General features: G+C 68.2%; 22 protein-coding genes. 12 read left to right on the top strand and 10 right to left on the bottom strand.

The window, feature by feature from the left end; genetic code table 11:
* Positions 1-277, bottom strand: a 277-nt coding sequence (locus FNH05_RS00860; protein ID WP_144584860.1) for an antibiotic biosynthesis monooxygenase family protein, incomplete at its 3' end; no start/stop codon positions are given.
* A 235-nt stretch (positions 278-512) separates the two neighbouring features.
* Between FNH05_RS00860 and FNH05_RS00855 the strand changes: the two genes are divergently transcribed.
* Entirely contained in the window at positions 513-1,331 is an 819-nt protein-coding gene (locus FNH05_RS00855; RefSeq protein ID WP_342781515.1) for a TetR/AcrR family transcriptional regulator, read from the top strand.
* A gap of 63 nt (positions 1,332-1,394) precedes the next feature.
* Here FNH05_RS00855 and FNH05_RS00850 read toward each other — a convergent pair whose 3' ends face one another.
* Positions 1,395-2,015: a TetR/AcrR family transcriptional regulator gene (locus tag FNH05_RS00850; RefSeq protein WP_246127390.1), complete on the bottom strand. Its 621-nt coding sequence runs from the start codon at positions 2,013-2,015 to the stop codon at positions 1,395-1,397.
* 112 nt (positions 2,016-2,127) lie between these two features.
* Between FNH05_RS00850 and FNH05_RS00845 the strand changes: the two genes are divergently transcribed.
* Entirely contained in the window at positions 2,128-2,880 is a 753-nt protein-coding gene (locus tag FNH05_RS00845; protein WP_144584858.1) for a toxin-antitoxin system YwqK family antitoxin, read from the top strand.
* 367 nt (positions 2,881-3,247) lie between these two features.
* On the opposite strand, the gene FNH05_RS00840 is transcribed toward FNH05_RS00845, so the two are convergent.
* Complete coding sequence (locus FNH05_RS00840) at positions 3,248-3,934, bottom strand: hypothetical protein (RefSeq protein WP_144584856.1); 687 nt, start codon at positions 3,932-3,934, stop codon at positions 3,248-3,250.
* A gap of 42 nt (positions 3,935-3,976) precedes the next feature.
* Between FNH05_RS00840 and FNH05_RS00835 the strand changes: the two genes are divergently transcribed.
* Positions 3,977-4,459, top strand: coding sequence for a hypothetical protein (locus tag FNH05_RS00835; protein WP_144584848.1), 483 nt, complete (start codon positions 3,977-3,979; stop codon positions 4,457-4,459).
* 224 nt (positions 4,460-4,683) lie between these two features.
* Here FNH05_RS00835 and FNH05_RS00830 read toward each other — a convergent pair whose 3' ends face one another.
* The 5 genes from FNH05_RS00830 to FNH05_RS00805 form a co-directional block, all read right to left on the bottom strand.
* Entirely contained in the window at positions 4,684-5,973 is a 1,290-nt protein-coding gene (locus tag FNH05_RS00830) for a serine hydroxymethyltransferase (RefSeq protein WP_144584846.1), read from the bottom strand.
* A gap of 38 nt (positions 5,974-6,011) precedes the next feature.
* Positions 6,012-8,906 carry an AMP-binding protein gene (locus tag FNH05_RS00825; RefSeq protein ID WP_144584844.1) on the bottom strand — a complete coding sequence of 965 codons (2,895 nt, stop codon included), beginning with the start codon at positions 8,904-8,906 and terminating at the stop codon, positions 6,012-6,014.
* A gap of 8 nt (positions 8,907-8,914) precedes the next feature.
* Positions 8,915-10,333, bottom strand: coding sequence for an MFS transporter (locus FNH05_RS00820; protein ID WP_144584842.1), 1,419 nt, complete (start codon positions 10,331-10,333; stop codon positions 8,915-8,917).
* Between the two features lie 1,171 nt (positions 10,334-11,504).
* Complete coding sequence (locus FNH05_RS00810) at positions 11,505-13,778, bottom strand: heavy metal translocating P-type ATPase (protein WP_144584840.1); 2,274 nt, start codon at positions 13,776-13,778, stop codon at positions 11,505-11,507.
* A 28-nt stretch (positions 13,779-13,806) separates the two neighbouring features.
* A complete protein-coding gene (locus FNH05_RS00805; RefSeq protein ID WP_144584838.1) occupies positions 13,807-14,781 on the bottom strand; it encodes a hypothetical protein in 975 nt (324 codons plus the stop codon).
* A 286-nt stretch (positions 14,782-15,067) separates the two neighbouring features.
* Here FNH05_RS00805 and FNH05_RS00800 point away from each other — a divergent pair, with 286 nt between their 5' ends.
* The 3 genes from FNH05_RS00800 to FNH05_RS00790 all read left to right on the top strand — a co-directional run bounded on the left by FNH05_RS00800 (position 15,068) and on the right by FNH05_RS00790 (position 15,953).
* The gene (locus FNH05_RS00800) at positions 15,068-15,280 is read left to right on the top strand and encodes a heavy-metal-associated domain-containing protein (protein ID WP_144584836.1); all 213 of its coding nucleotides are present in this window, start codon (positions 15,068-15,070) and stop codon (positions 15,278-15,280) included.
* Positions 15,277-15,504 (top strand): CDGSH iron-sulfur domain-containing protein, encoded by a 228-nt coding sequence (locus tag FNH05_RS00795; RefSeq protein WP_144584834.1) that lies wholly within the window; start codon positions 15,277-15,279, stop codon positions 15,502-15,504. The genes FNH05_RS00800 and FNH05_RS00795 overlap by 4 nt, the downstream gene beginning before the upstream one ends.
* A gap of 86 nt (positions 15,505-15,590) precedes the next feature.
* On the top strand, positions 15,591-15,953 hold the full coding sequence (locus tag FNH05_RS00790) for a hypothetical protein (RefSeq protein ID WP_246127389.1): 363 nt from the start codon (positions 15,591-15,593) through the stop codon (positions 15,951-15,953).
* Between the two features lie 150 nt (positions 15,954-16,103).
* On the opposite strand, the gene FNH05_RS00785 is transcribed toward FNH05_RS00790, so the two are convergent.
* Positions 16,104-17,018 (bottom strand): NAD-dependent epimerase/dehydratase family protein, encoded by a 915-nt coding sequence (locus tag FNH05_RS00785; RefSeq protein ID WP_144584832.1) that lies wholly within the window; start codon positions 17,016-17,018, stop codon positions 16,104-16,106.
* Between the two features lie 157 nt (positions 17,019-17,175).
* A complete protein-coding gene (locus FNH05_RS00780; protein ID WP_144584830.1) occupies positions 17,176-17,580 on the bottom strand; it encodes a Dabb family protein in 405 nt (134 codons plus the stop codon).
* 122 nt (positions 17,581-17,702) lie between these two features.
* Here FNH05_RS00780 and FNH05_RS00775 point away from each other — a divergent pair, with 122 nt between their 5' ends.
* The 6 genes from FNH05_RS00775 (at position 17,703) to FNH05_RS00755 (ending at position 23,332) form a co-directional block, all read left to right on the top strand.
* Complete coding sequence (locus FNH05_RS00775) at positions 17,703-18,308, top strand: TetR/AcrR family transcriptional regulator (protein ID WP_144584828.1); 606 nt, start codon at positions 17,703-17,705, stop codon at positions 18,306-18,308.
* Positions 18,309-18,375: 67 nt separating this feature from the next.
* Positions 18,376-18,777 carry an ankyrin repeat domain-containing protein gene (locus FNH05_RS00770; RefSeq protein ID WP_144584826.1) on the top strand — a complete coding sequence of 134 codons (402 nt, stop codon included), beginning with the start codon at positions 18,376-18,378 and terminating at the stop codon, positions 18,775-18,777.
* Positions 18,774-18,914, top strand: a complete 141-nt coding sequence (locus FNH05_RS37705) for a hypothetical protein (RefSeq protein ID WP_186382299.1) — start codon at positions 18,774-18,776, stop codon at positions 18,912-18,914. Before FNH05_RS00770 ends, FNH05_RS37705 begins: the two co-directional genes overlap by 4 nt.
* A gap of 492 nt (positions 18,915-19,406) precedes the next feature.
* Positions 19,407-20,504 (top strand): medium chain dehydrogenase/reductase family protein, encoded by a 1,098-nt coding sequence (locus FNH05_RS00765; RefSeq protein ID WP_144584824.1) that lies wholly within the window; start codon positions 19,407-19,409, stop codon positions 20,502-20,504.
* Positions 20,505-20,607: 103 nt separating this feature from the next.
* Complete coding sequence (locus tag FNH05_RS00760; RefSeq protein ID WP_144584822.1) at positions 20,608-22,407, top strand: glycoside hydrolase family 15 protein; 1,800 nt, start codon at positions 20,608-20,610, stop codon at positions 22,405-22,407.
* A gap of 151 nt (positions 22,408-22,558) precedes the next feature.
* Positions 22,559-23,332, top strand: a complete 774-nt coding sequence (locus tag FNH05_RS00755) for an AraC family transcriptional regulator (RefSeq protein ID WP_144584820.1) — start codon at positions 22,559-22,561, stop codon at positions 23,330-23,332.
* The last annotated feature ends 46 nt before the right edge of the window (positions 23,333-23,378 follow it).

Below are 23,378 nucleotides of genomic sequence, written 5' to 3'. Positions count from 1 at the left end.
GGGAGGACCATCCTCCGTCCTCGTGGTCCGGGCGGGGTTCGGAGAAGAACTTCTCGATTGCGGTTTGCCAGTCCTCGACCGAGTCCCAGCGGGCGATGTTGACCACGGGATATTCGGCCTCGGGATCGAGGGAACGGTGCAGCCGGGTGCCTCGGAAGCCTTTCGCATCCCTGGACGACAGGGTGCTGCGCTCCCAGTCGGCCACGAACCTGTCCACCATCTCGGGGGGCATGGAGAAGAGGTTGATCAGCACGAGTGGCTCGTCCTGCGCGGTCATGATGACTCCTTGATGAATTCGTGGACAAGATTTCGCCAGGTCGACGATGGTGAGCGGGTACGCCGTGACCTTCCGCGAGTGATCTGAAGGTGGCTGCGGTGCCCCTTGGCGTCCCGAGACTCACTGTCACCGTAACTTTACTGCGACTGAAGCTTTGACCGCAAGCCGCGAACACTTCTGCCGCTAAAAAATTTGCCTTGCTGTACTTAGTGGGAGACTGGACTACACTGAGGCCGTGAGAGTGAAGACTGTGGACTGGACGGCCCGGTCCGGCGCCTCCGGGACCGAGGGGCTGCGCGAGCGCAAGAAGCGTCAACTGCGGCAGCAGTTGACCGACACCGCCACCGCGATGTTCCTCGAGCGTGGGTTCGAGGCCGTCCGCGTGGCGGAGATCGCCGAAGCCTGCGACGTATCCGAAAAGACCGTCTTCAACCACTTTCCCACCAAGGAGGCGCTGGTCCTGGACCAGCCCGACGCCACGATGGCCGCGCTGCGTACCGGGCTGGCCGACCGCGACGTCAGCCCCGTCGAGGCGGCCCTGCGGATCCTGGCCGGCGAGTTGAAGGCCATGACGTCCTGGCTGGCCACCCACGACGACCCCGCCGAGGCCGGCGTTCAGCTCAGCCGGTTCAACACCATGATCCAGACCACCCCGGCGTTGCGCGCGTACCAACACGAGATGACCGTGCAGCTCGCGGCTGTCGCCGCCGAGGTGCTGGCCGATCGGGCCGGGATGCGTGCCGAGGATCCCGAACCGCGGATCGCCGCGACCGCGCTGATGGGGCTCTGGCAGATCCAGTTCGCCGGCCTGCGAACACATCTGGACGGCAAACGAACACCAGGCCAGGTCGAACGCGCGGTCAGCGCCGACGTCCGGAGGGCGGCTCGGCTGATCGATGCCGGACTGGCGACGTTCGCCACCACCCAGCAGACCGTCGCGGGTTCTGCCGGGCAGCGCAGGAAGACCCCGGCGAGCGCCACGACCGGCGACAAGCGGGTGGCCCGCGCGTCGGCAACCGCCACCGGGACCGGCCGGCGGCGCAACCCGAAGTAGCGGCGGGCGTCCGGAGGCGGGGGAGGAGTGCCCCTCGCCGCGCAAACCACTCCGATACCGGCCTTAGCGGTCTTCGGGGGCGGTCGCGCCGGAGAGGCGTTCCAGCCAGCGATCGAGCAGTGCGGTCTCGGCGGGTTCCAGTGCGTCGGTGCCGGTGAGGGAGAGTTGGGCACGGAGGCGGACGGCCGCCGCGGGTACGGGATCGGTTCGCGCCGGTGGCGCGGGTTCGGTGAGGACCGTGCCGAACATCGCGTCCCGCATCCGGTGGGACAGGTTCGTGTCGTCGAACAGGTCCGGTTGCGCGATCAGGTTGAGTGCCACTCCCACGTTGGCCGACAGGATCAGCTGTGCGGCGGCCTCGGGTTCCACCTTGAGCGCCCCGGCGGCCGCGCAGCGGACGAGGCCGCCCTGCAGCAGGTCGAACACGCGCTGCCGGGCCGCCGAGCGTGATCGCGTGCGAGGCGCGAACATCAACTGGTAGAGCGCGGGGTTCCGGCGGGCGAAGTCCATGTGGTTGTCCCAGCCCGCCCGCAGGTCGGCCACCGGGTCGGCCGTCCGCGGCTGGGCCGCCTTGCCCGACGCATACCGCTCGAAGCCGTGCTCGGCGACCGCGTCGAGGAGACCTTCCTTGTCTCCGAACAGGCGGTAGAGCACCGGCTGGGTGACCCCGGCGGCGTCACACACCGGGTGGAGATGTCGTTGTCGGCGGATCCCGCGAGCTGCCGCTCCGCCGCCTACGCAGGTGGCTGACGTAACTGCTGTCTCACGAACATCCGGTAGCGGTACGGTGCTCGGCGTGACCGGGCGAGAGCACGATCAGGACGTGGACGGTGAGGGCCGGCAGGCTTGCGAGACACAGGCATCGGACGGTAGGGCACCTAAGGTGCGGATCGACTGGAGGCTGGATCGCCGGGACATCGATGACGGCGGCATCGACGGGCCGCCTCTCACGTACAAGGGCGTGCCGTTTACCGGCGAGGTGGTGGAGGCCATCGGTGATCAGTTGCTTTGGCAGGACTTCTATGTCGACGGCTACCGGCACGGACTGGCCCGCGAGTGGTGGGCTGACGGGCCGTTGATGGCCGAGGGCCTCATGGTCTGGGGTCATTGCCGCGGTGTGTTCCGGTCCTGGAACCACGATGGCACCCTGGCCAAGGAACAGGTCTTCGACGATGAGGAAGAGCTGATCGAAGTGCGCGAGGATTTCGGCCCGGCCCGTCCCGACGCACTGCCCAGGTCCTGCCCGCAGTGCGGGCAGGACCTGGTGCAGGAGATCACTCGTTATGCGGCCTACGGGGGCCACGAAGGCACCGACGAATGGTGGAGGTGCCCCGGCTGCGGGTTCCTGGGGCGTCCTGATCTCGGGGGTCGCTCGATCCTTCACCCCTTCGTGCGCCCGACCGGCGAAGACGGGGATTGCGTTTTCTGCGGCGGGGAGGAGTGCAACCGGGCGAGCGAGACGTTCGTCCGGGACGGCTGGCTGTGCGGGTGGATCGTCTGCGTGGCCTGCGGCCGGGAGAACGTACGCCGGATCAAGCGCGTCCGGTAGTCTCAGCGACGGGCGCACGTTGCCCCGCCCGAAGACGTTCCGTCCTTGTCCTTCTGGTTTGCCCGTGACCGATCGCGGACGCCGGGCCGAGCCCGGCGATCTCACGGGCGGCATCACCGCCGACCTCTTCGGCACCCCGAAGGACGTGGAGGCGAGGGTGGGGAGTGGATCCAACGGTGAAGTCTCCACGCCCGGAGTTGTTCCGCTCGGCGCGGGACCGGACGCTGTTCGTGAATGGGGACGGCCGGTCATTGGCTGTCACCGATCTCATGACACGGACTGGCCAAGGATCTCGGTGAACGCTCACGCGGCGAGCCGCGCGTGGGATGCAGCCGTATAGGGGGTCGAGGATCCACTTTCGAACAGGTCATAGCGGCTTCTGACCCAGTTTGGGGTAGTAGGTCAGCTGGTACGGCGACAGCTCGGAGACGGCCAGCTGGCCCGCGCCCCGGCAGATGGGGCAGACGTGTTTCCCGCCGCATTGGAGGCAGTTACTACGCCCGTGGGGCTCGCTGGGCACCCAGCCGCGTCCGCCGCAGTCGTGGCAGGCGCCGAGGCCGTCGCACTCATAGCAGAGCACGAAGCCGGACGTCAGGGTCTCGGGCGTTCGGACCGGCTCCGGCCACTGGAACTCCTCCAGTTCGTGCAGGGCCAGGGCGGGGGTCCACCCGGTGTAGAGCACGGACGAGCTGCGGTCGCTCGTGCGGATCTCTAGGTGAGTACCGTTGGAATGTCGGGCGGTGAGGACATACCTGCGCTTCGTGCCGTCGATCTCCTCTTCCGGCCCGGCGATGCTCCACACGGCCGGGTTGAACAGGCTGGCTGCCCTGGAGGCGACGTCGGCAACGCCGACCCCTTCGGGGCGTTTCCCACGGAACACGGCCGAGTAGCTGTAGCGCAAAGGCTCGTGCCAGTCGGCGACGTCCGGCCAATCGAGGAAGAGGAGGCCGAGGTCGGCACCCGGGGTCAGGTCGTTGATCAGCTCGACGAGGTGCGCACGCAGGGAACGCCCGAGCCGGTCCAACTCCTCACGCGCACCAGGTATTTCTCCCACGGGAGCCCCCTTCTCTCGCCTGATTACGGGCATCCTATGCGGGTGAGAACGGCGAAAACACAGGCAGAGGCACGTACTCAGCTGCTACGGCACTTCACGGAGACGCTCTGTGCGCTGCCCCCGGAAGTGTCGCTGGCGCTACGGCACCCGGACCTGCCCCACGCGGGCCTGCACGGCGGGGTTGTCCTGTCCGGGGACCTGAACCATCCCGAAGACGGGTGGGCCACCTTCGACATCAGGTACTGGATACTGGGAACCACGCCGAACACATGCGACCGATACTTCGACCTGGTCACAGGGGTGTGGCGCGAGTGGGGCTGGGCGATCAGGGACGAAGGGGATGCCCTTACACGCACGGGTTGGGCGGACACCCCCGACGGGTACGGCTTCGCCCTCACGCGGAGTGTGAACGGCTACTTGAGCATGGCCGGCTCGACACCGCTGTTCCTGCGGGACTCGGTCGTAGGGGAACCGATGCCGACGCGGATTGCTTGGCAGAACGGGGAGGCGGTGTCCTCCTTGTAGTCGGGCTCGCGGAGTGAGTGGTGCGCATCGTGAAGTGGCGGGTCACGAACCTGGTGTGCGTCGGTGCCACTTGTCCCACCGCAGGACGCCGCCTGCGGCACCCTGTCGTGCGGAATGGCCGAGCAACTCGGCCATTCCGCACGACGGCCCTCCCACCCAGCGGCGCGGCAGCCCGGGATCAACGGCCCAGTCCGGCCGGCGAGGAATGGCTGTGCGGGCTCCGATCAGCGGGCGGACTCGTAGAGGGGGTACTTGCCCGCGAGGGTGGCGACCCGGTCGCGCAGCAGCACCGTCGACTCGTCGCCGACCGGCGAGATCAGCGTGTCGGCGATGATGTCGGCGACCGCGCGGAAATCTTCGGCAGCGAAGCCGCGAGTGGCGAGCGCGGCCGTGCCGATCCGCAGACCGGAGGTGACCATCGGCGGCCGCGGGTCGAACGGCACGGTGTTGCGGTTCACCGAGATGCCGATCTCCTTCAGCCGATCCTCGGCCTGTTTGCCGGTGAGCTCGCTTTCCCGCAGGTCCACCAGCAGCAGGTGCACATCCGTGCCGCCGGTGAGGATCTTGATGCCTTCGGCGGCCAGATCGCTGCCCGCGAGCCGTTCGGCGACGATCCGCGCGCCTTCGATCGTGCGCCGCTGGATGTCCCGGAACTCCTCGCCGGCCGCGATCTTGAATGCGACCGCCTTCGCGGCGATCGTGTGCGCGAGCGGTGCCGCCTGCTGGCCGGGGAACACGGCGCTGTCGATGGCCTTGGCGAACCGCTCCCGGCACAGCACGAGGCCCCCACGCGGTCCGCCGAGCGTCTTGTGCGTCGTGGTGGTCACGACGTCGGCGTACGGCACGGGATTGGGGTGCTCCCCGGCCGCGACGAGTCCCGCGAAGTGAGCCATGTCCACGAGGAAACGGGCACCCACCTCGTCGGCTATCGCGCGGAACGCGGCGAAATCGAGGCGCCGGGAATAGGCGGACCAGCCCGCGACGATCAGTTTCGGCCGGTGTTCGCGGGCGAGCCGCGCGACCTCGTCCATGTCGACCTGCGCGTCGGCTTCGTTCACGTGGTAGTTGACGCAGTTGTAGAACTGCGCTGAGAAGTTGAGGCGCATGCCGTGGGTGAGGTGACCGCCGTGGGCGAGATCCATCGCGAGGATGGTGTCCCCTGGTTCGAGGAGCGCGGCGTAGGCGGCGGCGTTGGCCTGGGCGCCGGAATGCGGCTGGACGTTGGCGTGCTCGGCCCCGAACAGGGCCTTCGCGCGTTGCGTCGCGAGCTTCTCGATCACGTCGATGTGCTCGCACCCGCTGCAGTACCGGTGGTCGGCGTACCCTTCGGCGAGCTTGTTCATGAACGCCGAACCCTGCGCCGTCATCACCGCCAGGGGAGTGTAGTTCTCGGACGCGATCATGCTCAGGGTGGACTGCTGGCGGAGCAATTCCCCGGACAGCTCGGCGGCCACCGCCGGGTCGACTTCGCTGATCGTCCGGTCGAGTAGTCCGGTCTGGACCTTTACGGGCATGCGGGATCTCCTTCTGAATCGGGAAATGGTGTACGACGTCAGGCGTGCTCGACGGTGAGCACGAATTCCGAGAGAACCGGTGCGGTGAAAACGGCGTCGATATCGAGCGGCGTCGCGAGTTCGCTCCGCAGTCGCCGCACCACGTCGACCGCCTCCCGCGGATCTCCGCCCAGTTCGAAGAAGTGGTCGTCGGGGGCTATGCCGGCGAGCCGCAGCACTTCGCACCAGACGTCGGCGACCTTCCGCGCCACCGGACTGCGAGAAAACGCGTCGCCTTCCGTGGCCTGCTGCTCGGCGAAAAGGGTTCGCAGTGCGCGCCGGTCAAGTTTCCCGACGTCGTTGACCGGCAGATCGGGCAGGAGCCGGATGTGGTCGGGCAGCGCCGCAGGCGGAAGGTGCGCGCGCAGTGCCCGGCGGATCTCCGCGGGGGTCGTCGCGCGAGGGCGGTCGAGTACGACGAAGGCGGCGAACCGGGGAAGCGGCTCCGCGCGGTCCAGCCGCACCACCGCGGAAGCCCGGACGCCGCGCTGCCGGGCGAGCAGCGCATTGACCTGTTCGGGATCGACCTTGCCCGCACGGCCACGCTCGCCGTCCGACGAGCGGCCGAAAACCTCCAGCGTCCCGTTCGCCCGGAGTCGCGCCCGGTCGCCCGCCCGGAAGACGCGGGCAGCGGGATCGTCGCCGCTTCGGACGAAAGCCGAGTCGGTCCGTCCGATGTAGCCGGCACTGGCGTAGGGAGTGTGGATGTGCACCTCGCCGATCTCGCCGGGTCCGCACGATGTTCCGCTCGGCGTCCGCACGAGCAACTCCGCACCGGCCATCGCCTGTCCCGCCGGATGCACAAGGGTGTCCTGGCTCCGGCCGACACGGTGGAATGCCTGGATCATCGTGCATTCGCTGGTCCCGTACAGGTTGACCAGGCCGGCGCCCGGTGCCACGGCATGCCATCGGGTGGCGAGTGCCCCGGTCAGGGGTTCACCGGAGAAGAAGAGCAGCCGCAGGTCCTCCAGTGGGCCGACGGCCGCGGTCTCACCCAGCCAGCGGCTCGACAGTGCGGGCATGGTGTGAGCCCGCGTCACCGCCGATTTCTTGAGCCACCCGAGGATTGCGGGGTCGCTGGGGTGGACGGCGCCGTCGGCGGGGATGTGCACCGAGGATCCGCTGGCCAGCGGCGTGAAGATGTCGCGCAGCATGCCGTCGGTGAACAGGCTGGTCAGCTGCGCGCAGCGGTCGGACGGCCGGAACTCGAACTCTTCCTGCTGCCAGAGGATGAAATGCGACAGGCTGTTGTGCTCGCCGAGGAGCGCTTTCGGGGTTCCGGTGGTGCCCGAGGTGAAGAAGATGTAGGCCGGATCGTCGCCGGAGAACCGGGTCCCCGCGCTGCCGTCGCGGCGCACGGTCGAGAAGCCCTGTTCGTCGTCGAACACCACCACGGTGCGGGCTCGCGCCTGGTTCAGCCGTTGCTCGCGCGCCTGTCCGGAAAGCGCGGGGTCGACGAGCACGAGGACTCCGCCCGCGCGCCACACCCCCAGCAGGCTCGCGTACAGGTCGAAGCTGCGTGTCGCCGTGCACAGCGCCACGGTTTCTCCAGTACGGTGTCCCGCCGATCGCAGCCCCTCGGCGAACTCGCCCGCCCGCTCGTGGAGTTCGCGGTAGGACCACGAACGGTCGCCGCTCACGATCGCCGGGGCGCCGGGATCGTTCGCCATCGCCCGCTCCACGAGTTCGGTGACCCGCGGATACCGGCGCACCGTCCTTTGTGGTCCTCTCGGCTCGACGGCCGCGAGGCGCACATCCTGGACGGCCAGGCCGGGGTTCGCCGCCACGCGCTGCAGCAGCGTGCGATACGCACGCAGAAACGTGGTGGCGAAACCCTCGCTGTAGCGATCGGCGCGGTAGAGCAGTTCCACGATCGGCTCGCCGGCCAGCGCCTTGACGCGCAGTGTGAACGGGTATTCCGGGTTCGGGTGTGCGATGTCGAGGACAGTCATGCGGAGTCCGGCGGACTCGGCGCTCTCGGGAAGAGGAGCGGCGAACTCGAAACCCGCCTGTGCCAGCGGCCCGTGCGCGAGGTAGTGCTCTGGCGTGAGCTCGGCGAGCAGGATCTCAACCGGAACGCTGTCGTGTTCTCCGGCGGCTGTGACGACCGAATTCACCCTCCGTGCGGCCTGCCGGAACGCCGGATTGTCTGTGAGGTCGACGCGCAGCACCATGCCGGGCAGCGCGACGGTGAGGTCGTACTCTCCGGTGTACCGGGCAAGCAGCTGAACGTAGGCGGTCAGCAGGATCGCCGACAGCGGCGCCTCACCGGTCAGTCGTCCGGCGAGGCTCGTCAGCACCTGACGATCAAGCGAGACACTGCTTCGTCCGGTCTCGGCGGCCGGTTCGGCGGCCGGAGGCAGGTCCGGCGGTGGCACCACCCCGTAATCGGCGTCGGCGAGCTGCGTCAGCCAGAAGCCGAGGTCGGCGTCGCGGATCGGTGCCTGTTGCCCGCGCCGCGTCGGCGCAGGGCGATCCTCGCCCTCGGCCGGGCTCCGGTAGGCCGCGACAAGATCGTGGAAGAGGACGCGCATCGACCGCTCGTCCACCGCCGCGCGATGGGCCACGAGCACCAGTACGTGCTCACGTGCCCCCAGGGGCAGCAACACCGCGCGGAGTACGGGCGTCATCGGAAGCGGCTGACGGATGACTTCCCGGACCCACCGGGCCACCGATTCCGGATCGGACGACGTGGGCGCATTCGGACGATCGTCGAAGGCCAGTTCCGCGGCGTTCGCCGTCGCGACGGCGTCGAGCGCACGTCGCAGACTCGCCACCTCCAGTTGCCCGGCGAGCTCGACGACCAGTTGGGTGCGCTGCCGAACCTCGCCCGGGCGTGCCTGTTCGAGCAGCCAAAGGCGTTCCTGCGCGGGTGAAGAGGCGGTCGGTGTCATGTCGGCGATCACTTCACTCTCTGCCGGCCGTGTCGGGTTTCGGGCTTTCTGCGGGCAGGGGGAACCGGTGCCACGAAGAACTGGACCGTTGCCGCATCCGTCCAGTGGCGGACGACGGGAAGCACGACCGTGTCGGCGTGCATCAGCTCGGCGGCGGGCAGCTTGGCCAGCAACACCGCCGCGGCGGCCGAAAGGGTGACGACCAGCAGCGCCAGCCCGAAGATCGACGCGACGATGTTGAGCGTGGTGGCGAGCAGACCGGTGGCGATGGTCGGTATCGAGGCGCCGAGATACAGAGCGGCGAACAGGCGGGAACTCATGTGCGCCCGGGTCTCGGCGGGGCTACGGGCGAGCAGCCGGGTGCTGCCGGCACGCAGACAGAGACCGCCGCCGATACCGCACACCACGACGGCCAGAGCGAAAATCGGGAGCGAACCCAGAAACGCGGCCGCGCTCAACAGAGACGCCGCCAGCGGCAGCGGAATCACCGTCACGGCCGGGTTCCTCGCCGAGGTGATCCGCCCCGCGAGTAGCTGCCCGACCGCACCGGTGGTGAACAGCACCGCGGTGGCGATGCCCGAGACCGACGTGTTCGCCACGTGCATCAGCTGCTGGAGGATCTGGCCGGTCATGGCGGTCAGGAAACCGAACATGGCGAAGGCGGCGACCATGGTGGCGGCGGTGGCCCGGTAGGCCGTGCGGAGCCGGACCGGGATCCGTTTCTCCTGGTGCTGTCCGGCGAGCCGGGACGGCAAAACGGTCTCGGGAACGCGGGCCATCGGCACCAGTATCACCGGGGTGAGCAGGAGTAACCCGACGGCATACGGGGCCGCGAGCACGGAGTGTGTCAGCTCGTTCAGCCATCCGGCGAGGAAGGTGCCGAGTGCCTGGCCGCCCATGTTGGCCGCCACGCCGAGCGTGGTCGCGCGCCCGACATGGTCGTCCCCCGCCAGATCGGCGAGATGGGCGGGCAGAGCGGAGATCGCCAGCCCGACCGCGATTCCCGTCAGGACCCGGCTCACGTACAACCCGGGAAGTGACGGCGGCATCAACAGCACGGCCTCGCCGGAAGCAGCCAAAAGGACCGCCAGGTACAGCACGGGGAGCCGGCCGATCCGGTCCGACAAGAAGCCGAATCGGAGCAACGTCGCCAGTACCACGAGCGCGTAGCAGGCGTAGAGGACGGTGATGTCGAGCGCGGCCAGGCCGAGCCGCTGCCGGTAGATCGAGTACAGCGGGGTGGGCAGGGCGCTCGCCGCCATGATCGCCAGATAGATCCACGTCACCATCAGCTCGTGGCGCAGCCGTCCGCCCCGCATGAGATCCCCGCGAACTACCGCGGGCAACGTATCGTCGTACCGGTCGCCGCGGGTGCGTCCTGCCCATGTCTCCGGCGTACGAACCGGCCGCGAAGTCGCGGCGCTCATCACGATCCCCCTTCATTCGTCCACTTCGGACATCCAATGGCCGACGGGAAACGTCGGGTACGCGTGATCGCATGGCCGTGCCTTGCCTTCCCCGACTCCCGTTCATACAAGCCTCCCTTCGAGACGTACGCGACAGAGAAAAGGTTGCGTGCGTCTCCAACACCGCGGCACTACCGCACTGCTCCTGGGACCGATCGCCGTTCGGCCGGTCCGCAGGAGTTTCACCGGTCCGGGCAAGCGAATCCGCACGTATATCCTTCGGACTGTCGAAGTGGCAGGGGTGCTGGGTGAAGGAACGCGAACGTCCGCATCGGCACGCTGGCTTCCTTCCCGGCGATGCCGATGCTCCCGGAACGTCCTGACCGCACCAGAAGGGGCCGGGGATGGTGGCCCGGCGGATTTCCTCAGTGGACTCTTTCGGATGATCTTGCGATCAGCGTTGCAGACCCGGCGGGCGAGGGGCAAGGTTCGGCTGCGCAAGCTGGCCGAACGACCCGCGGGAATTGCCTCTCCAGGCATCGCCGCCGTGCCGGGGACCGGAGGCGGGTTCCTTCGTCGTTTCCCGTGTCCTATCCGTCGTGTTCGCGGCGTGCGGGCCGGCCGGGGCGGTTCACTCCCACCAGTCGAACAGAGCACCCGCCCTGCGGGCGGCCAGGACGTGCTGACCATGACCTGGGGTCGCGACGGCGTGCGACCGGTGAGCCGGCTCGAAGCCTGATCGGCACCGTCGTCATCGTCGCGGTCACTGATCGGTGATCCTGATGAGACTGTGGTGATCGAGCCGCGGTTCTGCCGGGAATGTGCGTTGTCGCTTCATGATTCGGCTGAGGCGGGCCGTGAGCGGCGCCAGGTGGTGGACGCGGGTCCGGTGCCACCGCTGGAGGTCACCGAGTGGCAGCGGGTGTCGAAGGTTTGTCCGGGGTGCGCGACGGTGATCGGCAAATTCACCGGTGTCCTGGTCCGCGACGGCTATCCCGGCTACGAGCACCTGACCCAGGCCGTGCATGCCTGGGTGCGGTGGTGTACGTGGCGTGCGCGATGTTTTCCGGGCCGTTCCGGGGTGGCCGGATCCCGCGTTGGTAGGACTCGCGCCACCCGGCATAGTAATACCGGGCGGTCGGCGTTCTTGTCGTGAACGCCGACCGCCTGTCATCCGCCTCGCGTGGATCGCTCACCCCGCGGTGATCGCGCTGCGGAAGCCCCGCAGCCGCAGGCTGTTACTGACGACGAACACGGAGCTGAACGCCATGGTCGCGCCGGCGATCATCGGGTTGAGCAGGCCGGCCGCGGCCAGTGGCAGCGCCGCGACGTTGTAGGCGAAGGCCCAGAACAGGTTGCCCCTGATCGTGCGGAGGGTCCGCCGGGACAGCCGGATCGCGTCGGCCGCGACCCTGAGGTCGCCGCGCACCAGGGTCAGGTCGCTGGCTTCGATGGCGACATCGGTGCCGGTGCCCATCGCGAGCCCGAGGTCGGCCTGGGCGAGTGCGGCTGCGTCGTTGACGCCGTCACCGACCATCGCCACGACCTTGCCCTCGGCCTGCAGCCCTTTGACGACCTCCACCTTGTCCTGGGGCAGGACCTCGGCGATCACCTGCTCGATGCCGACCTCGGCGGCGACGGCCTTCGCCACCGATGCGTTGTCCCCGGTCAGCAGGACCGGGGTGAGGCCGAGTTCGCGCAGCTGGCGGATCGCCTCGGCGGAGGTGGACTTGACGGTGTCCGCGACGATCAGCACGGCCCGGGCCTGGCCGTCCCAGCCCACCGCGACGGCCGTCCTGCCCTGCTGCTCGGCCATGGCCTTCGCCTGGGCCAACGTGGGTGGGAGGTGCTGACTCCAGTCCTCGAGCAGGCTGGTGCGGCCGACGAGGACGGCCTTGCCATCGACGATTCCCTGCACGCCGAGACCCTCGATGTTGGTGAAGCCTTCGACGGACGGCAGGTCGCCGACCCTGTCCCGCGCACCGTTCGCGACGGCCTGGGCGATCGGGTGCTCGGAGGCGTTCTCCAGCGCGCCCGCCAGCCGCAGCACCTCGCCGGGCTCGACGCCGTCGGCCGTGTGCACGTCGATGAGCGCCATCTTGCCGGTGGTGACCGTGCCGGTCTTGTCGAGCACGATCGTGTCGACCCGCCGGGTGGACTCCAGCACTTCCGGTCCCTTGATCAGGATGCCCAGCTGGGCTCCCCGGCCGGTTCCGACGAGCAGAGCGGTCGGCGTGGCGAGCCCGAGCGCGCAGGGGCACGCGATGATCAGCACCGCGACGGCCGCGGTGAAGGCCGCGGACGCGGTCCCGCCCGCGCCGAGCCAGAACGCCAGGGTCCCGACCGCGAGGGCGATCACGATCGGCACGAACACCCCGGAGATCCGGTCCGCGAGCCGCTGCACGGCCGCCTTGCCGGTCTGTGCCTCCTCGACCAGCTTCGCCATCTGCGACAGCTGCGTGTCCGAACCGACCCGGGTCGCCCGCACCACCAGCCGCCCGCCCGAGTTCACCGTCGCGCCGACGACCGGGTCACCAGGGCCGACCTCGACCGGCACCGACTCGCCCGTGAGCATGCTGGCGTCGACCGCGGAGCTGCCCTCCTCGATCACGCCGTCGGTGGCGATCTTCTCGCCGGGCCGGACCACGAAGCGGTCGCCCACCACCAGCCGCTCGACCGGGATGCGCTCTTCCCGATCGCCTCGCAGTACCGCCACCTCCTTGGCGCCGAGTTCGAGCAGCGTGCGCAGGGCGGCTCCGGCCCGCCGCTTGGAGCGGGCCTCGAAGTAGCGGCCGGCGAGGATGAACGTGGTGACCCCGGCGGCGACCTCGAGGTAGATATTGCCGTCGCCGCCGATGCGCTCGATGGTGAGCTCGAACGGGTGCGTCATGCCGGGTGTGCCGGCGCTGCCGAACAGCAGGGCGTACAGCGACCAGGCGAACGCGGCGAGGGTGCCCATCGAGATCAGCGTGTCCATTGTGGCCGCGCCGTGCCGCAGGTTCGTCCATGCCGCCTTGTGGAACGGCCAGGCGGCCCAGACGATCACTGGCGCGGCCAGCGTCAGCGAGATCCACTGCCAGTAGGTGAACTGCAGCGCCGGGACCATCGCCAGGGCGATCACCGGCACCGACAGCACGAGCGAACCGATCAGGCGCTGCCGCAGCGGTCGTGTCGGATCGTCCTCTTCGGCGTCCGTCTCCTTCCGTTCCGTGGATTCGGGCTGCGGCACGGTGGCCGAGTAGCCCGCCGCTTCGACCTGACTGACCAAAGTGGCCGGGTCCAGGCCGACGGGGAAAACGACCTTCGCCTTCTCGGTGGCGTAGTTGACGGTCGCGGTGACCCCGTCGAGCTTGTTCAGCTTGCGCTCGATGCGCATCGCGCAGGAGGCGCAGGTCATGCCGCCGATCGCCAGTTCGATGTCCCGCTGCTCGCCGGCGGGCCGCAAGTCGGGCGAAGTGGAAGTCATCGTGGTGTTCCCTTTCTCGATCGCCGGATCAGCCGTGGCCGCCGTGACCGTCGTCGGACGGTTCGGGGTGCGAAGACGCGGACTGCGGGTGGGGTTCGGTGGTGCCGGTGTCCGAATCGGACACGGTGGACACGGTGAATTCGGCCGTGTGGACCGTGCCCTCGTGCTGGAAGTCGAGGAACAACCGGTAGGTACCGGCTGAGGGGACTTCCGCGCGGAACGTCACATCCGGGCCGGGGCGGGTGGCCCCGTCGCCCGGCGACCCGTCGGGATGCACGTGGAGGTAAGCCAGGTCCCCGTCGCGAAGCGCGACCAGGTGCCCGTAGGCGCCGAGGTAGGGTTGCAGGTCGGTGATCTCCCGGCCGTCCTTGGTGACGGTCGCCGTCACCTTCGCGGTATGCCCCGGCGTCAGGTCACCGTCGAGGCGGACCTGGTAGCCCGCCACTTCCGCCACCCGCGACGGCGGGTAGGCCACCGGCTGGAAGTCTCCCGCCGCGGCCAGGTCGACCCCGAGCGTGGTGGCCCGCCCCCCGGTCGGGGCGAAGTCGGCGAAGGCGCGGTAGCTGCCCGGGTCCGCCACGGCCAGCGGGACGGTCCATGTGCCGTCGGCGGCCATCGCCGGGTGGACGTGCTGGAACCCGGCGGTGTCGCGGCGCACCACGATGAGGTGCATGCGCTTTTCGTGCTCGACGTCGAACCCGGTGACCGGCTTACCGTCGGGCCCGGTGATCCGGAAGGAGAACTCGTTGGTGGTTCTCGGGGTCAGCGTGGCGCTGGCGGGGGAGAGGGTGTAGCCGTCCTTGGACGACGACAGTCCCGCGGGTTGGTCGGGTGCGGTCTCCCCGGCGGTGGTGTGGTGGTGGTCCCCGTGCCCGGTGTCCTTGGTGCCGAGCGAGCCGGCTTCGCTGGTGAAGGGACCGGCAGCGGTGCCGATCGCCCAGCCGCCACCGGCGACCAGGGCGAGCGCCGCACCGTAGACGGAGAGCTTTCCTGCAGTGTTCATGACTTTCTTTCCTGTCCTCGGGCTGTCCGTTGTGCGGTCACCTACCCCTTACCGGTATTCCGGGGAGCGGCGGTGAGCTCGTTCGCCGACAGGGACATTTATACGGGTGGGGGGTATCGATGTCAAGATCGAATCTGTGATCGCCTGCTGGTGTCGGAGCCCTGAGGAGGACCACCTTCGGCAGATACCCCCCTGGTGTATTTGAAGATATGCGTGCTAGCGTGATCGACATACCCCCCACCCCTAGGGGGCAGTGAGTTGGATACGGCTGACCAGGAGGCAACTGATGAGCACCGCCGTCTACACCGTCAAGGGCATGACCTGCTCCGGCTGCATGAACAAGGTGACCACCGCGGTGACCGGCGTCGCGGGCATCACCGACGTCGACGTCGATATCGCGACCGGCGAGGTCACGGTGACCAGTGACGCGCCGATCGACGAGCGGCAGGTCACCACGGCGATCGCCGGTGCCGGTTACGAGGTCGTGAGCCGAGGATGAGTGAGCAGCCCCCGGCCCGGCCGGAGGTCGTGATCAAGACAGTGGACAACGGCCCGTACCAGATCAGGGGGCCGGTCCGCCTCGTCGACCACGACAACAACGTCTACGACCTCGGGCCCGGCCGGACGAAGCTCCTCTGCCGCTGCGGAATGTCGGCGAAGAAGCCCTTCTGCGACGGCGCTCATGCCAGGAACGGGTTCGTCGCAAGCGAGAGGTCGTCGTAGCCCGGTCACGTCAGGTGGTCCCGTGCGTCCTCGGCGCACGGGACCGCCTGCTGTTTTCATGGCCTGGTGGCGCGGGGAAGAGGGGCATGCCGAGGTTCGATCTGCGGTCGATTGTGGACGATTACATCGCGCTGGGTGCCATCAACCATGGCAGTGTCGTCGTGGACGCGATGTGCCCGCCTGTGGTCGGTTGCGCGCCGGCGCTGTGGCAGCAAACCTACAACTCGCACTACACCCAGGCGATGAACTCGATCCAGGAAACCTTCCCCGGGATCTCCTACACCAACATCTACACCCGCACCGACGAGTTCGTGCAGCCCAACCTCGACGATCACGGTACGACCAGCCTGCACGGTGGCGACGGTGCCATCACCAACGTCGCGATCCAGGAGGACGTGGGCTCGGACCTCGTCCCCCATGTGTTCGTCGCGATGCGCCTACCCGCATGAGGGGAAGACTGAACCGGGTTCGATCTCGACGGTGGAAAAGAAGTTGAACGTCGGCTGGAAGCACGTGGCCGGCTGAGGAAGCGGACCCAGCGACCGGTCCTGACTGGCGTTCTCGTTGGTCAGGACCGGTTTTCTTACCGACCCAATGGTCTAGACCGTAGCCGCACCGACTTGGGCACGAATGGCGAAGTCGAGGTCCGTGGCGGTCAGGCCGAAGGCCTGGGCCGTCTCGGTCGCGTCCATGTGGAACGGGGCATACCACTGGTAGTCCATCTCGGCCATCTCGCGGGCCATCGGCACGAACTGCCCGGTCACGCGCATGACGAAGCGCGGTAGCTGAATCAGCTTGATCGGGGGCTTGCCCGCGGCGGCGGCACAGCGCCGCGCGAACTCGCGGATGGTGATGGCCGGCGGGGACGGCACGTGCCACGCTCGGCCCCACGCCCGTTCGTCCAGGGCGAGCGTGACCAACGCTTTGGCCATGTCGCCGTTGTAGGTGAAGGTGTGCGGCATGTCCAGGTGCCCGGTGATGACGGCGGCGCGGCCCTTTTCCATGGCCGGGGCGATGAGCAGGGAGTAGATACCTGCCGCGTCCTTGCCGATGTAGTCGGAACCGCGGGCCTCGAAGGTGCGGATGCCGGCGTTTTCCGCCTGCTCCCACAGGCGCTTGCGCAGGCGGCCCTTGTGTCCGGTGGCGGCCATCGGGGTGTGCTCGTTCATCCGGCCACCGGGTTGCTTGCCGTAGGCGTAGAGGCTTCCGGTGAGCGCCAGGACCGCGTCGTTGGCCTTCGCTGCTTCGATCACCGCGGTCTGCAGGGGCGGTAGCTGACGCTCCCATAAGGTGTATGCGGGCGGGTTCGCGCAGTGGTAGATCACCTCCGCGCCACGGGACAGCTCGGTCAAGCGGGCCGCGTCGGAGGCGTCCGCGGCGACCCGCTCGATCAGGGGGTGCTCAGGTCCCGAGCCGCTGCGCGTGACGATGCGGACCTTCTCGCCGCGCTCGACGAGCAGCCGCGCGACGTTCGTGCCGATGGAGCCGGCCCCGATGATGATGTGTTGAACCATGGTGGGTTTTCCTTTGAGAAGAGTTCGCCCTGTCGAGAGCGACCGTTGCCGGAGCGGCGTTACGAGGATCAAGAGCGCGGCCGGACGAAGCGGAGTCGAAGGTCCAGTGCCGCGAGGTCCGGGGCTTGCGGCACTGGACCTTCGGTTCCGGAGAGGGTCAGTCGGACACGCCGGCGCCGTGGTAGGTGGGCACGTCGGCCAGCATCGCGGCCACCTCGGGGTTGAGTTCGTTGCGGCGCCGGTGTAGCTCCTGGATCTTCGCGTTCAGCTCGGGATCGTCGTCGTCGCTGACGTCGAAGATGTGGAGGTCCTCGGCCAGGTTCAGCCCGAGGTGGTCGGTCCGGTAGGTCGCCGGGTGCGTGAGGTACTCGAAGAGGCCGTCGAGGTCCTCGACGGCGAACACCGCGCTGTACTGGAAGTCACCGCCGTGGTCACGGCCGACGATGAACGACTTCACCGAGGGGACCGACCGGCCCAGGTAGCGCCAGCTCTCCAGCGCCGCTTCGATCTGCACCGGGGTCGCGCTGGCCTTCACCTTGACGCGATTGATGTGGTAGATCATGGCCCGCACCTTCACTTCTAACGAGGTTAGATTTTCTAACGTCGTTAGACTAAGGATGCCGCGAGATCATTGTCAAGAGGGACGGTTACCGTCCTGGGGACCACCTGAGCGGAGTGATGGACATGCCGAGCAGCACACGACGCGCCCGCGAACGGGCGAGCACTCGCGACCGGATCATCCAGGCCGCACTGCACGTCCTCGAGACCGAGGGTGCCGCCGCACTGACGATCCGCCGCATCGCGGCCGACGTGGAGTACACGCCGCCGATCGTCTACCAGTACTTCGCCAACAAGGACGCGCTCGTCCTGGAACTGGTCGCACACGGCTACCGCCTGATGACGGAAGAGGTCGGGCGAGCGGCCGCCGAGGAACCGGACATCGACCGGCGCATGCTGCGCGTCGCGTCCGAGTACGTGCGGTTCGCCGACGAGCACCCGCACCTTTACCAGGCCATGAACGACACCACAGTCGACGCGGACGGGCGCCGGCTCGCCGCACTGCCGACCATCAACCTCCTGCTGGGCCTGCTCGCCACCTGGTCGGACGCGCATGGCGTCGTACTGGCCGACAGCGCCGACGCGTGCGAGATCGTGTGGGGGACGCTCTACGGCATAGCTTCACTCGGCCGCCACGACGCCATCGGGACCGAGCGGGCGCAACGGCTCGCCAGGCAGGCGCTCAGCGCGCTCCTCCGCGGCTGGCACGCCGGGGGATCGGACAGCGCGTGAACCGGCCCCACACGCCTGTTCATGCGGTGTTTTTCGACCATGATCTTGCCCGGCATATCGGGCCATAATGTACGTTGATAACCAGGGGCGGACCCCGCTCCATGCTGCGGCTTTGCGTGGGGATCCTGCTGAAGTCGAGCAACTGATTGCTGCTGGCGCTGACCCCAGTACTGCCGACAATAATGGGTTCACTCCGTTGCATCTCGCGGCGCAGGAGGGTCACGTCGGTGCAGCGCGGGCGCTCCTGGATGGTGGCGCGGAGATCGATCGGAGAAATCGATTTGGAAACACCGCGCTATTTGTTGCGGTGTTCAATTCCCGGGGCAGGGGCGATCTTATTCTCCTACTGCGAGAGCGTGGTGCTGACCCCATGGCTGAGAACGCGAGCGGGCAGACTCCGATTGGTCTCGCCCGTTTGATTGCCAATTTTGATGTCGCTCAGTATTTTGCGGACTTGGGGGAGTTTTGAGTAGTTGCGTCGATCCGGTCACCTTCACCACCGACTACGCCTCCTCGGCCGCCGTGGTCGCGAAAGAGCTCGCGCTCCACCCGCATGTGGCCGCCGAACCGCGGTTGGCGTCCTACGTGTACGCCGACAACAGCTGAAGCCGCCGGGTGCCCGGCCTTCGAGTGACGCCCCAACCGCAACGTGTAGTAACTGCAAAGTTGTACTGGGCGCTGCCCGAATGTCCAATGGCGGTCAGGTACCGGTCTACCCGGGCGACGTAGCCCGGCAGAACCTGCTCCTCGACGCCCGCCCATTTCCCCTTCTTACTCAGTGTTTTCTGCGCTCCAAGCGTGCTCAGGTAGTAGCGATCGTTGGCCCTGCCAAGGACGTGGAGACGCGCCGCCGAGCCCGAGCCCCGACACGCGGATCGACCAGACACCAGATGTTGGCCGTTGCTTGCAGCGCCGCGCGAGCCAATGCGTCGGCCGGCACGATCGCGGGAGCCTCTGCTTCATCAAGTCCCGACGCGCCTGGTGATGGTCCGGCGGGATGGGCACGCAATTCCGTCCCGCGCGCGTTCAGAACCGGAGCGACCGCTGGACGCCGTCAGGGTCCAATGGCCCTCGTGCCGGCGACCGACGCGGTGGAGTATGCGCCTTGATGGAACGCCGTGGGCGTCGCAAAGGAGGCTTGCGATGAAGCGGGTGGTTGTTGACCATTTCGGGGGGCCCGAGGTGCTGAAGGTGGTTGAGGAGAAGGTTCCTCGACCGGCGCCGGGTGAGGTGCTCGTGAAGGTTCTGGCGGCGGGGGTGTCGTTCACCGATTCGCAGTTGCGCGCTGGGACGTACCTCCCTGGCGCCCCGAAGCCGCCGTTCACGCCGGGGTACGAGCTTGTCGGCGTCGTCGAAGAGGTCGGGCCGGGTTGCTCGAGGGCGCGGGTGGGTGACCGTGTCGGCGCGCTGACCGTCTGGGGTGCGGACGCGGAGCACGTCTGTGTGCCGGAGTCCGGCGCCGTGGACGTTCCCGAGGACCTCGATCCAGGGGAGGTCCTGAGTTTGCTGTTCCCGTACATGACCGCCTACCAAGTGCTCCATCGCACGGCCAAGGTGAAGCCCGGGGAGACGGTCCTGGTGCACGGCGCGGCGGGCAGGGTCGGCGTTGCGGCTCTCGAGTTGGGAAGGGAGGCCGGGCTCCGCCTCTATGGGACCGCGGCCGCTCGCGACCGAGCCAAGGTCGAGGCGCTCGGCGCGGTGGCGATCGATTATCGGAACGAGGACTTCCTGGCGCGCGTTCGTCAGGAGGCCGGCGGCGTGGACGTTGTCGTCGACAGCCTGGGTGGGCCGATCTCCCGGCGCTCGTTCCGGGCGCTGCGGCCGGGCGGAAGGCTGGTGGTGTTCGGCCGCTACAGCACGATCAAGGAAGGGCACAAGGACTGGCAGGCGGTATTCAAGTGGTACGTCGCGATCGCGACCGTCTGGCTGTGGGACAAGGTGTCGCCTCGCCGGCACGTGTACGCCTACCACGTCCAGAAGTACCGCGACAAGGCGACGAGGCGAGACGGAGCAGCCGGCGGGGAGCCGATGAACGCGGAGCACTTCCGGGAGGACTTAGCGGTGCTGGTCGGGCTGCTTCGTGCCGACAAGATCCACCCGGTGGTGGCCAAGCGCCTGCCGCTCACCGAAGCGCGTCACGCGCACGAGATGCTCGAGAGCTCGGCGGAGAAGGGAAAGATCGTCCTCGTCCCGTAAGCGACGAGGACGCGTATCGGAGGGACGCGTATCGATGGCACGCGACGGGCGTTCTGGTCCCGCGACGGCCGCCGTGTCCGATGGGGCTCGGCAAAGACCGCGGGTGCGCTACCTGCCCATCGCCGAGCACGGCCTGATCGGCGACCTGCACACCGTCGCGCTCGTCGGCACCGACGGGACGATCGACTGGTACTGCTGCCCGCGCTTCGACGCGCCGAGCGTCTTCGCCGCAATCCTCGACGCCGAGCGTGGAGGTGTCTTCCGGATCTCGCCCGGCTACGAAGGCTGGAGCTCCAAGCAGCTCTACCTCCCCGACACCAATATCCTCATCACCCGGTTCTTGATGCCCCACGGGGTAGGCGAGGTGCAGGACTTCATGCCCCCGCCGAGTACCGTCGAGTCCGCGCACCGCCACCGGATAATCCGGCGGGTGCTTGCCGTGCGCGGAGAAATGCGATTCGTGGTGGACGTCGCGCCCCGCTTCGACTACGCGCGCGCCCGTCACGAGGTCGCGCTCACCCCGCACGGCGCGCACTTCGGCACGCCCGAGCTGGAACTCAACCTCTCGACGCGCTGCCCGATCGAGATCGTCGACGGTGACGTACGCGCGTGCGTCACCCTCCGGGCCGGGGAGACCGCCGCCTTCGTGCTCGAACGCATCGAGCCCGGCCAGCCGCCGGTGCCCTACTCCGATGCCGACATTGCGGCCGCGTTCGACTCCACCGCGCAATTCTGGCGGCGCTGGCTGAGCCGCTCACGCTACGGTGGGCGCTGGCGCGAGATGGTGCATCGCTCGGCGCTCACACTCAAGCTGCTCACGTACGCGCCCACCGGCGCGATTGTCGCCGCGCCCACCACCAGTCTGCCCGAGGTGCTCGGCGGCGCACGCAACTGGGACTACCGCTACACATGGATGCGCGACTCCGCCTTCACGCTCTACGCGCTGCTCAGGCTCGGGTTCACCGAGGAGGCCGGCGCGTTCATGAACTGGCTCGAGGGGCGCGTCCGCCACGCGGCCGCCCGCGAGTCCGGACCGCTGCAGATCATGTACGGCATCGACGGGCGCGAGGACCTGCCCGAGGAGGAGCTCTCACACCTCGAGGGCTATATGGGCTCGGCGCCGGTGCGGATCGGCAACGGGGCGGCAACCCAACTGCAGCTCGACATCTACGGCGAGCTGGTGGACTCCCTTTACTTGTGCAACAAGTACGGCCTGCCCATTTACCACGACGGCTGGATCGAGATCACCCGAACCCTCGAATGGCTCATGGGCCACTGGGACCAACCCGACGAGGGGATCTGGGAGACGCGCGGTGGACGGCACGACTACACCTACTCCCGACTGATGAGCTGGGTCGCGGTCGAGCGCGCCATCCGGATCGCCCGCCAACGGGGCCTGCCCTGCGACATTCCCCGCTGGAGTGCGGTCCGCGATCGCATCTACCACCAGATCATGGAGCGCGGCTGGCATCCCTCCCCCCGGGCCTTCGTCCAGCACTACGACACCGACGTGCTCGACGCCTCCGTGTTGCTCATGCCCCTGTGCAAGTTCGTCGCACCCACCGACCCGCGCTGGATCTCCACACTCGACGCCATCACCTCCGAATTGGTCTCCGACAGCCTTGTCTACCGATACAACGTCGACGCGTCGCCCGACGGGCTCGCCGGCAGAGAGGCGACCTTCTCGATGTGCTCCTTCTGGTGGGTCGAGGCGCTCGCCCGCGCCGGGCGGCTCGACGAGGCGCGGCTGGCCTTCGAGAAGATGCTCGGCTACGCGAACCACGTCGGGCTGTACTCGGAGGAGACCGGGCCGGCCGGCGAGCAGCTCGGCAACTTCCCCCAAGCCTTCACGCACCTGGCGCTGATCAGTGCCGCCTACAACCTCGACCGTCAACTCGGTTGAGCACCGCCGAATGTCGGACCGAACCAGCGGACCGTACCTATCCGCGATGGGGTCGAGAGCGGCGCCTTGGTACCGGGGCGGACGCGGTAACGTCGCCCCGCTATTGGTTGGAGACTGGCGTGTCCGTGCCAGTGCCTGTCGGGAAAGGGCCATGTTCGGAAAGAGTGAGGACCGAGCGGACTACCAGGAAACGCCGGGCCCGATGGCGGCGATGGCCCGCGACCTGCCTGATGGCCACGTGATCCCGGCACACGAACATCGCCGCGCTCAACTCATCTACGGCACGTCCGGAGCGATTGTGGTGACCACTCCGGACGGAAGCTGGGTGGTGCCACGACACCGGGCGGTCTGGGTGCCTCGCGGAGTGCGGCACGCCATGCGCACCTGCGGTGCGGTCACCCTGCGCACCCTCTACATTGACCAGGATGCCCGGATCGGCCTGCCGGTCCGGTGCACGGTGATCGCGGTCAGCGCGCTGTTGAAGGAGCTGATCGAAGCGGCGACCCGCGTTCCGGTGCACTACGACCCGTTCGGCCGGGACGGCAAAGTGATGTCTCTGCTGCTGGACGAGTTGCGGCCGTCCGCGGTGCCGGCGCTGCACCTACCGATGCCGGACGATCCCGACCTCGCCCAAATCTGCGAAGAGATCGTGAAGGCCCCGCACGAGAACCGGACACTGGACGAGTGGGCGGCGCGTTGTTACCTCAGCCGGCGCACCCTGGCCCGGAGATTCCGCGACGCCACCGGCTACAGCCTGGGCAAATGGCGGCAGCAAGCGCTGCTGCTTGCCGCGGTGCAGATGCTCGCCGAAGGCCGGTCGGTCAGCACGATCGCGGCCGAACTCGGCTACGACAGCCCCAGCGCGTTCACCGCCATGTTCACCAGGGCCCTCGGAGTACCGCCCAGCCGCTACTTCCAGAACTGACCCGGTCGCGACGATGCCCGGCACGAATACGGCGGCGCCGGCAGCC

It is taken from the genome of Amycolatopsis rhizosphaerae, from assembly GCF_007713715.1.
GTDB lineage: Bacteria > Actinomycetota > Actinomycetes > Mycobacteriales > Pseudonocardiaceae > Amycolatopsis_E > Amycolatopsis_E rhizosphaerae.
The sequence above is the reverse complement of the archived record's forward strand: the minus strand, read 5'-3'. Positions and strand labels throughout refer to the sequence as shown.